This window comes from Streptococcus parasanguinis (genome assembly GCF_047465465.1).
Lineage (GTDB): Bacteria > Bacillota > Bacilli > Lactobacillales > Streptococcaceae > Streptococcus > Streptococcus parasanguinis_AI.
Window position 1 is genome coordinate 126,541 of record NZ_JASGZU010000004.1, and the last position, 12,068, is coordinate 138,608.

15 protein-coding genes are annotated in these 12,068 nt (G+C 43.3%); 2 read left to right on the forward strand and 13 right to left on the reverse strand.

Annotated features, from left to right (window positions below; translation table 11 throughout):
* Positions 1 to 3 precede the first annotated feature (3 nt).
* Positions 4 to 498: a thiol peroxidase gene (tpx, locus tag QM351_RS08025; protein ID WP_049518613.1), complete on the forward strand. Its 495-nt coding sequence runs from the start codon at positions 4 to 6 to the stop codon at positions 496 to 498.
* 282 nt (positions 499 to 780) lie between these two features.
* On the opposite strand, the gene QM351_RS08030 is transcribed toward tpx, so the two are convergent.
* Positions 781 to 1,806: a DUF3114 domain-containing protein gene (locus QM351_RS08030; protein ID WP_414327165.1), complete on the reverse strand. Its 1,026-nt coding sequence runs from the start codon at positions 1,804 to 1,806 to the stop codon at positions 781 to 783.
* Positions 1,807 to 1,930: 124 nt separating this feature from the next.
* Between QM351_RS08030 and QM351_RS08035 the strand changes: the two genes are divergently transcribed.
* Positions 1,931 to 2,584, forward strand: coding sequence for a metal-dependent transcriptional regulator (locus QM351_RS08035; RefSeq protein WP_023919592.1), 654 nt, complete (start codon positions 1,931 to 1,933; stop codon positions 2,582 to 2,584).
* A 21-nt stretch (positions 2,585 to 2,605) separates the two neighbouring features.
* Here the strand turns inward: QM351_RS08035 and dtd are convergent, their stop codons facing one another.
* From dtd to QM351_RS08095, 12 genes are all read right to left on the reverse strand, one after another.
* Positions 2,606 to 3,049 carry a D-aminoacyl-tRNA deacylase gene (gene dtd, locus QM351_RS08040; RefSeq protein ID WP_049486459.1) on the reverse strand — a complete coding sequence of 148 codons (444 nt, stop codon included), beginning with the start codon at positions 3,047 to 3,049 and terminating at the stop codon, positions 2,606 to 2,608.
* A 286-nt stretch (positions 3,050 to 3,335) separates the two neighbouring features.
* A complete protein-coding gene (locus QM351_RS08045) occupies positions 3,336 to 5,555 on the reverse strand; it encodes a RelA/SpoT family protein (protein ID WP_155172911.1) in 2,220 nt (739 codons plus the stop codon).
* An 83-nt stretch (positions 5,556 to 5,638) separates the two neighbouring features.
* The gene (locus tag QM351_RS08050) at positions 5,639 to 5,932 is read right to left on the reverse strand and encodes a hypothetical protein (RefSeq protein ID WP_023919596.1); all 294 of its coding nucleotides are present in this window, start codon (positions 5,930 to 5,932) and stop codon (positions 5,639 to 5,641) included.
* The gene (locus tag QM351_RS08055; RefSeq protein ID WP_023919598.1) at positions 5,919 to 6,308 is read right to left on the reverse strand and encodes a hypothetical protein; all 390 of its coding nucleotides are present in this window, start codon (positions 6,306 to 6,308) and stop codon (positions 5,919 to 5,921) included. The genes QM351_RS08050 and QM351_RS08055 overlap by 14 nt, the downstream gene beginning before the upstream one ends.
* 3 nt (positions 6,309 to 6,311) lie before the next feature.
* Complete coding sequence (locus tag QM351_RS08060; protein WP_414327166.1) at positions 6,312 to 7,628, reverse strand: hypothetical protein; 1,317 nt, start codon at positions 7,626 to 7,628, stop codon at positions 6,312 to 6,314.
* A 2-nt stretch (positions 7,629 to 7,630) separates the two neighbouring features.
* Complete coding sequence (locus QM351_RS08065; RefSeq protein WP_021154325.1) at positions 7,631 to 8,023, reverse strand: DUF1310 family protein; 393 nt, start codon at positions 8,021 to 8,023, stop codon at positions 7,631 to 7,633.
* A 141-nt stretch (positions 8,024 to 8,164) separates the two neighbouring features.
* Positions 8,165 to 8,908, reverse strand: coding sequence for a 16S rRNA (uracil(1498)-N(3))-methyltransferase (locus QM351_RS08070; RefSeq protein WP_414327167.1), 744 nt, complete (start codon positions 8,906 to 8,908; stop codon positions 8,165 to 8,167).
* Between the two features lies 1 nt (position 8,909).
* Positions 8,910 to 9,860, reverse strand: a complete 951-nt coding sequence (gene prmA, locus QM351_RS08075) for a 50S ribosomal protein L11 methyltransferase (protein ID WP_414327195.1) — start codon at positions 9,858 to 9,860, stop codon at positions 8,910 to 8,912.
* 137 nt (positions 9,861 to 9,997) lie between these two features.
* A complete protein-coding gene (locus tag QM351_RS08080; RefSeq protein ID WP_414326304.1) occupies positions 9,998 to 10,471 on the reverse strand; it encodes a GNAT family N-acetyltransferase in 474 nt (157 codons plus the stop codon).
* A complete protein-coding gene (locus QM351_RS08085; RefSeq protein WP_031574864.1) occupies positions 10,468 to 10,902 on the reverse strand; it encodes an NUDIX hydrolase in 435 nt (144 codons plus the stop codon). The genes QM351_RS08080 and QM351_RS08085 overlap by 4 nt, the downstream gene beginning before the upstream one ends.
* A gap of 49 nt (positions 10,903 to 10,951) precedes the next feature.
* The gene (locus QM351_RS08090) at positions 10,952 to 11,494 is read right to left on the reverse strand and encodes a hypothetical protein (RefSeq protein ID WP_414327168.1); all 543 of its coding nucleotides are present in this window, start codon (positions 11,492 to 11,494) and stop codon (positions 10,952 to 10,954) included.
* A gap of 53 nt (positions 11,495 to 11,547) precedes the next feature.
* The gene (locus QM351_RS08095; protein ID WP_349977230.1) at positions 11,548 to 12,018 is read right to left on the reverse strand and encodes a DUF3013 family protein; all 471 of its coding nucleotides are present in this window, start codon (positions 12,016 to 12,018) and stop codon (positions 11,548 to 11,550) included.
* Positions 12,019 to 12,068 lie beyond the last annotated feature (50 nt).

Consider the following 12,068-nt stretch of genomic DNA (forward strand, 5'->3'; position numbering starts at 1 on the left):
TTTATGGCAACATTTTTAGGAAACCCTGTGACCTTTACCGGATCTCAACTTCAAGTAGGGGAAATGGCCCATGATTTTTCATTGATCACTCCAGCTCTTGAGAAGAAATCTTTAGCTAATTTTGCTGGCAAGAAAAAAGTCCTCAGCATTATCCCATCCATCGACACAGGCATCTGTTCGATGCAAACACGTCACTTCAATCAAACCTTATCGGATATGGAAGACACTGTCGTCTTGACGGTCTCTGTCGACCTTCCTTTTGCTCAAGGTAAATGGTGCGCTGCTGAAGGGCTCGACAATGCCATCATGCTCTCAGACTACTACGACCATTCCTTCGGGAAGGCTTATGGCCTCTTGATCAATGAATGGCACTTGCTTGCGCGCGCTGTCTTGGTCTTAGATGCAGACAACAAAGTGACTTACGTTGAGTACCTAGACAACATCAACAGCGAACCCAATTATGACGCTGCAATCGAAGCTGTCAAAGCACTTGGATAAACATAAAAAGAGGTCTGCGACCTCTTTTCTATATCTACAAAATCTGTTCAGAACCTTTCCTTTAGTGAGTACGGACGTCAGAGAACTTCTAGGAAGTTCCATGACTTAGTTTTGAACCTAACGTTTCAAAACTCCCGAGTACTTGAAACAACAATGTTTCAAGCACTTTTCTCACAGCGGAAAGGCCCATCACCTGATAGATCAGCTCTAAGAACTTAACTGTTTTAACTTCTTTTAAGAATCTCTTAGGCTATTTTATGTAAAATAACAGTTCTATCGTTGCTATAAAATCCGATGGAGCCCATTCTGGAGGAGGACCCGCCAGCGTAAGCGAGGGATGCCTCTGAGGAAACTTCGCACGCGCTTTGCTACTTGTTGCTTATAGCTCTTGCCTCCTTGTGCAAAAACTCCTTTTCGACTCCAATAACCTTGCTCTCCGCGGTCATTCTTCGGAGCTAGATAGCGAACACCTTGCTGATAGAGGACCTGCTTGCGAAAGGCTGGATCCCAAGCTTTGACGGGGTCAATATCTAAGTCCTTATGGGTCCGTCCCCTAGCCAGCCCGTAGTTAAAACTAGCCCCATTGACAATGCCATTTTCAGAAACTTCTACTGGATCGACTTCATTGAGAAAACGCCCGGCTTGATCGAGAATATACTCCGTATGAAAATTTAATAAGACCTTGAAATTGACTTGTTGGGAGGCCCCTGATGGATAATGAAGGTGACCATCTGGCCCTAGGGAGACCTTGTTGTGAAGACGGGCAGCCGCATAAGCATCCACCGTGACCGCTCTAACCTCCTGTAGGTAAGCTTGTAAGGCCTCCTCGTCAGTCTGTCCAGCTCTGGCCTCATGCGTCCGAATCCATTGGGCTTGGTAACTTGAAAGTAGGTAGCGCAACTGGTGAACCTGGCGTTTCAAGAGCTGATCTCCCGACTGATCTGCTAAGGGATCCTTTTCAAAGGCAACCTGCACGACGCGTGAAAAAGCCTTCCAAAAGTCGGAACCTGGCGGACAATCTGGAGCCATCCTACTCAGAAGAAAGGCTGTTTCCTCGCAAGTTCCAGACAGGTCACTTGGCATAAGAAGAATTTTCATGACTCCCCTCAGCAAGTCTTGGGCAGCCGTTTCCGTTAGATCTTTGATCTCTTGAAACCACATATTTTGAAACAGAGGACTGGCAAAGAAAAAGACAGACTGGTATTGTTCTTGGTAGGCTTGTGGATCTTTCAATCCCTGCAAGTGCTTCTCTAGATAGGCTAAACTACTCTCTCTCCAGCCTAATCTCACTAATTCCCGTCTGTTCATAGTGCCGTCCTTTCTATGCTTCTATACTACCATCTTTTGGAGCTTGAGACAATTCTCATTACTCCACTAGCGTTTTTGAGGAGATTTTTGATATACTAGAAGTGAGCGAAGAAAAGAGGAAAGCATGACACCAAACAAAGAAGATTACCTCAAGTGCATTTATGAAATTGGCACAGAAGTAGAAAAAATTAGCAACAAGGAAATCGCGAGTCGCATGCAGGTCTCTCCACCCGCTGTGACCGAGATGATTAAGCGCATGATCTCAGAGGGTCTCTTGGTGAAGGACAAGTCTCGTGGGTATTTGCTAACGGATCTAGGATCGCAGTTGGTCTCTGATCTCTACCGCAAGCACCGCTTGATCGAAGTATTTCTTCTGGAAAAACTTGACTATACAACTGAAGAAGTCCATGAAGAGGCAGAAGTTCTCGAGCATACCGTTTCTGAACATTTCATTGACCAGCTGGATCACATGCTTGGAACTCCTAAGACCTGCCCTCACGGTGGGACAATTCCAAAGAAAGGCGAAAGGCTTGTCGAAGCCTACCAAGACCGTCTCAGCGAAGCGACCCAACCTGGTCTGTATATTCTGCAAAGGGTCCATGACACCTATGAATTGTTAAAATTCTTAGACCAGATCCATCTCCAGATTGGGAATACTATCGCGTTTCAACGGTATGATGACTACACAGGCCTCTATCACTTAATCATCCATGGACAAGAAATTTCTATCAACCAAGTGATCGCCCAACAACTCTATATCGAAAAACATGCAGTCTAATCCGACTGCATGTTTTCTTACTTATGGATTTTTTGTATCTAACAAAATCGTCACTGGACCATCATTGATCAATTCAATCGCCATATCGGCCCCAAAGATCCCTCGTTTGACAGGGACTTCTTTTTCTAATTGATCATTAAAGGCATCATATAACTGACTGGCCATATCTGGCTTGGCAGCACCTGTAAAAGCAGGACGGTTGCCTTTTTTGGTATCCGCAAAGAGGGTAAATTGAGAGATCGATAAGATTTCCCCTTGGATATCTTTGACCGAAAGATTCATCTTATCTTCCTCATCTGAGAAAATACGCATCTGCGATACCTTGCGAACCGCATAATCCAAATCCTTCTGGTCATCCTCAGGCCCCACTCCCACTAGGAGCAACAAGCCTTGCTGAATCGCATTGTAGACTTGACCATCAATGGAAACTGAGGCGCTCTTAACCCGTTGAATCACTAATTTCATTTTACTATCCTATTTTATAAATCTATTGGGCATTCACTACTAACCTTCAAAGAACATCAACTTCAGACAAGGCAGTGCGACGCAGGCAGACTAGCTGAAAAGCAACGGCTGTTCAGTTGCTTTTAGAGCAAGGCAGCGAGGCGAGCTAACCAACTAATAAAAGAGTTCTGACCACGTTCCACTTGCTTCAAAGAAAATCAGCTCCAGACAAGGCAGTGAGACGCAGGCATAACTACAGTTAGACCAGTCGAAACTAACGCAGTATGAAGTCGATTTTCGCAGAAGACTAGCCGTTGGTACGCTTGACAGAGTATACCTCCGGCACACTCTTAATCTTATCCACAACCGTTGTCAACATCGATAGGTTCGGAATCCCAAAGGAAATGTGGATATTAGCAAATTTCATGTCTTTGGTTGGTTGGGCATTGACAGTTGAGATCATCTTAGCTGTGTTAGAGAGGACTTGGAGTACATCGTTAAGAAGTCCGGCACGGTTGAGTCCGTATATATCGATGTGGGCGATATAGTCTTTGGTCGTGTTGTTATCTTCCCATTCTACATCAATCAAGCGTTGCTCGTAGTTGTCTTGAGCGCGAAGATTCATGCAGTCTCTGCGGTGAATCGCGACACCACGCCCTTTGGTGATATAGCCAACAATTTCATCGCCTGGAACTGGGTTACAGCACTTAGCAATCCGAATCAAGAGGCCAGAAGCGCCTTGGATAACCACGCCACCTTCATGACGGACCTTCAAGGTATCTTTTTTATTTTCAACCTTGACCTCGCCACCTTTGACCAACTCTTCTGCTTCTGCGCGTGCCTTAGCCCGCTCTTCTTCTCGGCGTTCATCCTCCGTCAAGCGGTTAAAGATGGTAATAGCCCCAATCTCTCCAAAACCAATCGCCGCAAACAAGGCTTCTTCTGTCTTATAGCTTGATTTTTGTAGCACTTTGTCCATGTGCTTTTTGTCCATGAACTTATTGGCTACCAAGTCATGCTCGTGGAATTGGGCCATCAAGAGGTCACGGCCACGGTTAATAGACAATTCCTTGTCTTGATTTTTAAAGAATTGACGGATCTTGTTGCGCGCCTTGCTAGTTTTAACAAGGGTCAACCAGTCACGACTTGGACCAAAGGAATTGGCATTGGTGATAATCTCCACCTGATCTCCCGTCCGAAGTTTGGTATTGAGGGGCACCATCCGGCCGTTGACCTTGGCACCTATGGCTTTTTCCCCAACTTTGGTGTGGATTTCATAGGCAAAATCGATCGGTCCGGAATCTTTGGGAAGCGAGCGCACAGTTCCATCTGGAGTGAAGACGTAAATCTCTTCTGCCAGAATGTCTTCTTTTACATTTTCTACGAATTCCTTGGCATCGCCTGACTGGTCTTGGAGTTCCATCATCTCCTTGATCCAGTTCATCCCAATAGCAGATTCCTTACTGTTGACTTGACCTTTGATGCCTTTTTTATAGGCCCAGTGAGCCGCAACCCCGTACTCAGCGACTTCATGCATTTCCTTGGTTCGGATCTGGAATTCAATCGGTCCTTTAGGGCCATATACAGTCGTATGGATAGACTGATAGCCATTGGCCTTCCGGTTGGCAATATAGTCCTTAAAACGCCCCGGCATCGGCTTCCAGAGCTCATGGATGTAGCCTAGCATGGCATAGACATCACTTGGAGTATCCAGGATACAGCGGATGGCAATCAAGTCGTAAATTTCATCGAAGCGTTTCTTTTTATCCTGCATCTTGCGATAGATCGAGTAGATATGCTTTGGTCGGCCATAAATTTTTCCATGCAAATGGCGTTCCCCAGCATAGGTCTCAATCTTGTTGACAACCTCTTCGACCAATTCTTCTCGCTCACGACGCTTTTCCTTCATCATATGAGAAATCTTGTAGAATTCTGTCTCATTCAAATAACGGAAAGACAAATCCTCAAGCTCCCACTTGACGCTAGAAATACCGAGACGGTGGGCGAGCGGCGCATAGATCTCCATAGTTTCACGAGAAATGCGTTCTTGCTTGTCCTTGCGCAAATGCTTGAGGGTGCGCATATTATGCAAGCGGTCAGCCAATTTAACCAAAATCACGCGGATATCTTGAGACATGGCCATGAGCATCTTGCGATGATTTTCCGCCAATTGCTCTTCGTGGGACTTGTACTTGACCTTCCCGAGCTTGGTCACCCCATCGACAATCACGCGCACATCATGACCAAATTCACGCTCAAGATCATCCAAGGTCGCGTCCGTATCTTCCACGACATCATGCAAAAAACCACAGGCAACCGTCACAGCATCCAGTTTCAGCTTAGCAAGGATTCCTGCCACTTGAATCGGGTGAATGATATAAGGCTCACCAGACTGACGGAATTGACCACTATGGCAATCAACTGCATAGACCAAAGCCTTTTGCACAAAGGCAACATCCTCAGGTGACAAATATTTTTTTGTAAGGGCAACGACTTGGTCCCCTGTTAAATTCTCTTCTTTCGGCATGTAGTTTCTCCAGTTTCTTGGATACTATTTTAACACTTTTAGAAGCAGATGGGAACCAATGAAGCTACTTTAATATACGGATACTACTTTGTCTTACAAAACTCTTGCAAAGCGTTTAACTCCAATTTTTTTCTTCCAACCCCTTCTTTAACAGAGTTTGAAAATTTTCCAGCCAAATCCGAATCAATAGTTCCAATAACCTGATCTAGAGAACTTTCAAGTTCTGTTATACTAGATGAAATTCTTTTTTTAATGCTTTTTTGGTCAACAGTTGCCTTTGTTAAGGCTATTTCCCCCATAAATTTAACACTAAGAAGAGCTGCCATGAAACGCTTATCTTCGTATGTTAAATCATTTGTAAGATCAATTTTCGACATACATCTCCTTTCGTAATTTTGCAATCTCATTCGCATATTTTTCAGAGGCTACCTGTAATTCTTTTTGTTTTAACTGATGCGCTTCCTCAATATGAGCTAGTTCGTGATAGTGCTCTGCATTCAATTCTTCATAAACATCTGATAATTCCCGATAATAATCCGATAAAATTTCCGTATTACCCATCGTCTTAGAGAAATATCCTACTTCCTCTTCCATCATTTCAATGCTTTGTTTTGTAAAACAATACTGATCATGGATATGATTCATTCTTTTCTCTAGTTCTTTCATCTCCATTTTTAATTCTTCTTCAGTACCATTCCATTTTTCTTCTACTTCTCTAATCGCATTAATGTATTCAATCTCTTTGTTACCCATTCTTTACCATTGCAATTGAAATTGGCTTGCTAGAGAAACATCCGTGCCTATTACAGTTGCAATTCCTTTCGCCATGTCTGTTGATAGACTAAAAATACTTTCTTTTATTTTTAGAGTATCTTTTTTAATTTTTTCTAATTCTGTGATGCGATTCGTCTCAATCGTTTCTTTTGTTGCACCAATTTGAGCAAGTGCGCTTATAATATCACTTTCTGTGCAACGGGTCCCTAATACAGTTGAACGGCAAGAAATTAATAACGTCTCCCAGGTTCCTTTTATATCCGCAATACGGAAATCACAGACAGCTAAAATATAATCAGAGGCAATGAGAGTAAACTCCTTCAGCGACTCCACTATTCCCATTGCCTGAGTCGTATCCATGAAAATAAGGTCACTTCCAGAAAGTCCGCTCTTTTTCCAAGTCTCCAATGCTTGTTTCTTTAACTGCAGTTGTTCTTTTGTCTGCTTTATTCGAGCTAACCGATAGTCATCTAAACCCTCTTCTTTGACGTTCAAGTAGCCAGACTTGTAGTCGTAACCACCCCACATATGTTGTTTTCCTAAATTGCCTGCATCCTTACTGTCAATTCGAACAAGTGTTCCAACAACTCCTTCATTCCCCTCTTCAGAATGTTCCCATGTGACCAAGTCACGCTTGTCTATAAAATTAAAAATTTTATATTTAATCTTATCGACCTGTTTCTTTTCTGCATCACTTAACTGTGGATAAAGGTTAGGCGCTTCATATATATAAGCCTCATCCACTCTGTTTAAATACTTATCTTCCAAAGATCCAAGTGAAGCTTGGAGATTTAAGCCCCCTAAAGAATGGGCATAAAATTTGAAACGCGCATTCGGATATCTATCCATTGCTGCTTTTACTTCTTTCGAAGCCGCATCAAGCTGGGAAATTTTCCCGGTTTTTATCCCAAGTCTCTTGGCCATTGATATTTGTAATGCAGTTGGAGCATCGGTGAGCACCCAATCATCTACAGCCCCCATGAAATTTTTATCAAATTTAGCTTCCGATCCCTCAAACAAAATTGTTACTTCATGCACATCTTCTGGTCTGGTTTCATGAGTGATTTTTTTATCTGTCACAATATATCCATTTAAACCAGATAGAGCTCCTTGAAACCGTGCTTTCAAGTCTTCGAGAGAGGAAACCATATCCTCTTCTGATGCCTGGCCAAAAACTTCAGAAACATAGCCTATTGTTTTTTTCTTATTATCTGTATCAATTTTTACTTTATTTCCAACTTTGTATTTCGTATATTCCTGCCATGCAATATCATTCTTTTGTTCATCATTAAATACCATTTTTAATCTCCTATTAGATTCTGTAGTTCTGTAGACTCAGACATCCCTACAGATCTAATCGGGCCATCTTCACTACTCTTCCTCAATCCCATACTTCCAGTTATCTCTTTATTTCCATTTATAGTCACTTCAAACATTATCCCCCCCATTGGATTGTGTTCGATCGTTTCATCATTAATTTCATACGATTGGATCTTACCTTTTGGCGTCAAGGCATCTGGATCTGTTGCCTTTAGTTCTTCTTCTATCAACTTTTCCACTTCCTTACTATGCACGATCTGAACCATTTCATGTTGAAAATCAAGATGGTTCTTTACAAGTAGACCTCCCCATAGCAACACTCCTAATAGCAACACTCCAAATATATAACGACCGATTTTTCTTTTTGGTTTCATTTTCATCCTCCATAAATTCCTGTAGTATCACTTTACACTATTTAGTTTTCAAATTTATTACTCTTACTTTAATAATTCGTAAAAATTTTTGAAAATAGAAGATTTTTGTAAAAAAACTAACGAAGCGATTCCTTCACTTCGTTAGTTCATTAATTCTGTAACAACACTCACAGCGCTGAGAGCATAGAGTGGAGCGGTTTCTGCTCGTAGGATGCGAGGTCCAAGTCCCGCCAAGACAGCTCCTTTAGCTTCAAAAGACTCTATTTCTGCAGGGGATAGACCACCCTCTGGTCCAAAGATAAAGAGCAGTTTGCTTCCAGCTTCTAGTCCGGTCAGCGACTGAAGTAAAGCTGCTGCCTCTCCTTCTTTGGCTGACTCTTCATAAGCCACTACGATAGAGTCAAACTGGTCCAGTTGGGCTAGAAAGTCTGCCTTTTTCTCAAAAAGGGTAATACCTGGGACAAGATTCCGCTTGCTTTGCTCTGCTGCTCCAAGGGCAATTTTTTCTAGCTTCTCGACCTTTTTGCCCAGTTTCTTGCCGTCCCACTTGGCGACTGACCAGTCTGCAGGAAAGGCCCAAATCTGACTAGCTCCGAGCTCTGTCACTTTTTGAGTGATGAACTCCAGCTTGTCCCCCTTGGGAAAACCTGATGCGATGGTCACTTGGACTGGCAGTTCCACATTGTCAGCTAATTCCTCAATCAGCTCCAACTGACGGGCTTCTACATTTACCACGCGCGCCAAACGCTTGATGCCATCATCAAAGACCAAGGTCACTTCATCCTCTTCTTTCAGGCGCATGACCTGAAACATGTGCTTGCTGGTCTCCTTGTCCTCAATAGTGACAGGTGAGACAGCCAAGCCTTTTACAAAATACTGTTGCATGCTAGCCTCCAATCACACCGGAGACATCCTTGGTCTTCTTGAAGACGCAGGCATTCCATTCCCCTTGGATCATGTGGGTTTCAAGGAAAAATCCAGCTGCTTCCGCCGACTCACGCACCATGTCCCACTTGTCCTTGATAATGCCACTCATGATCAGGTAGCCTTCGTCCTTGACCAAACGATAGGCATCATCTGTCAGATGAATGAGGATATCCGCCAAGATATTGGCCACAATAACATCTGCTTCAATCTCCACCCCCTTTAGCAAATCGCCTGGGGCTACATGAATGTTTTCCATGCCAGGGTTGAGTTCAATATTTTCCTGAGCGACGCGAACCGCTACATCATCCAGGTCATAGGCGAAGATTTCCTTAGCGCCAAGAAGCGAGCTAGCAATGGAAAGGACACCTGAACCTGTCCCTACATCTAATACCGTTTCTCCACCACGAAGAACCTGCTCCAAGGCAAAGAGGCTCATCTTGGTTGTTGGGTGGGTTCCTGTCCCAAAGGCCATACCAGGATCCAGCTTGATAATCTTTTCTCCCGCCGTCGCCTCATAATCTGTCCATGACGGCACGATGGTCAAGTCATGAGTGATACGAGCTGGCTCATAGTATTTCTTCCAGTTGTCGGCCCAGTCTTCCTCAGCCAAGGCAGTCGTGCCAATATTAATCTCTCCTAAGTCCATAAAGTCGGTCAATTCTGAGAGACGAGCCTGCAAATTCGCTTCCACCACTGCTACATCAACCGTTTCCGGGTAGTAGGCCGTCACCACGATTTCTTCCTGTTGCTCGACTTCTGGGAAAATCTCACCGAAGCGGTCCACATTCCCCACATAGTCCATGCTGTCTTCGATTGCTACCCCTTGGGCACCTAACTCAATCAAGAGATTAGAGACCAGCTCCTCCCCCTCACGCTTCACTGTAACTTTTAACTCTTGCCATGTTTCCATCATTAAGATACCAAGCCCGTAAAACACAAAGCCAAAATAGGAAACTCTCTGAAGACGTTTTTGTCTAAGAGAAGTTTATCTTTTTGGCATAGTGTTTAGGGCGGGTTCAGTTTAGAAATTTAACCGAACCGTCCTTTCTATTTCTCTATCAATTTTTTCATGTAGACCATATCCATGCCTTCTTTTTCAGGCTCGATATGGGTTTGATGGTAGCCATTCTTCTCGTAGAACGCGACCATGCCTGCATCCTGTAACACCGTACACAAATCCCATTGTGTGATGGTTGACAATTCCTCTTCTAGCAATCTCAGTCCCTCAGAACCATACCCTTTTCCTTGATACTGGGGCAAAATCGCTGCCGTTCCCAACCAAGCTTTCGTTAACTCGGCATTAGTCTGAACTCGTAAAAATCCGATGTTTTCTTCATCTTCTTTTACAAAGTAGTAATAGCTATTGGGACGTTCGACTAGTTTCCATTTGATTCGTTCACGGTCCTCGAGATAAGGGTCATATTCATCTTGGTATTTGTCATAAACAGCCTTAAAGCTAGCTCTTTGAATGGCAATAATAGTTTCTAAATCCTCTGCTCCCGCTCGAACAAGTGTTATCATAAACCTTCCTCCAAATAATCCCTCAATCTCCCCTGTAGCTGAGGCACTGCCTGTTTAGACTTCAAAAATTCCTCAATAGGCATCAGTTTATAGGCCTGTCCTTCATTCCCAAAGGTAATATTGTCAAATTGTTCTTGTCTTAGCTGACCAACCATAAAGACCGATTGCTTGTCTTTAAAGATTACGCTAGGATAAATCTTGCTCCAAAGCAGACAGTCTTCATCTAAATGAATTCCCAATTCCTCATAAACTTCACGCGCTGCGCACTCGAAAGGGCTTTCGTTTCCTTCACGACCACCACCTGGCAACTCCCACATGTTGGGACAAGGGATATCGTCCTTGTCATCACGTAAGATAGTCAAGACCTTATCCCCACAAATCAAGGCAATCTTGCAACCTTGGAAATCCATTCTGCTATCCAATAATTCCATGATATTTACTCTTTTCTATGATAACAATTACTCTCTAGGAAAATACGAGCTAGCTTTCTTCGATTACTTTTTGGCACTCTGCATCCCAGTATGCTTGCCATCTGCCATGTTTTTTAGCAAAATAAACCGTAAACTCATCATTTACATAATCGGCAACATAGCGAAGATTAGGCGGGTTTTCCTCAAAACTTAATATCCAAGGATGGAAGTAAAAGGTTTTCTCCCACCTCTTCTGAGTATAGCCTAGATCCTTAGCATACTGAGGGATGGGTTGTTGCAACTCGCTTTCCAAATGGGACTGAATGGCATTATCAATACTATTTAAACGAGCTAATAGTTGCTGAAACTGGTCTTCCTCTTCCGTATTAAAACCAACTAGAAATTCAAATTCCGCAAAGTCTTCAGGAAATTCAAGTTCTGTGACTGTGCCATCTTCTGCATAGCGCCCTTCCTCATCGACAAGGCGACGAGTTCCAGACTTTAACATTCTCTCGAAATCTAAATTCGCAAAGCGATTGCGGGGCAGAATGCAAACTGATTGCTCAGTTTTAGCTGACCTTCTCCTGAAAAACTGTTTGACTTTTTCTAGCATAGTTTTCCCCTTCTCCTTGAATCCAGTATTCAAAAAAACACTTAGAATCTTTTCTAATATCTCGGATAGGGATAAAAGGTGCTTTCTTCCAGGCCAACTTTGCCTTCTTCAAAAACTTCTTGGTTCCAGACGATCTCAAAGCTCTCTGCTTCTTCGTCTGCTAAGAAATCCATGAGCTCATCCAAGGCCAGCTCGGCTGTATCTCGGAGGAAGGTCGCAAAATAGGCTAGAAACTCACGAGACAAGCCTTTTTTAGGCTCATAAGAAATCGCTGTTAAATAGGCATCTTCTTCCACATGCGACTTGGCTGGATTGTAGAAAATGACGGCTTCTTCAAAGAAGATATCCTCGTCAGACTCTTCTCCAGCTTCATCAACCAGGGCAACCCCTCCCGTATTCTGTGCTTCCAAGAGAAAAGCCACTTCTACCGCATGGTTTTTCTTATCCCAATTGATCTCAAAATCAAAGGGAAAAACCTTGTCCATCTCCTCTTCTAAAACATCCAAAAATCCGTATTTAGACATAGCGTCCTCTTTCTAATTTCCCACTCTTAGAGCGGAATATGATACAATAG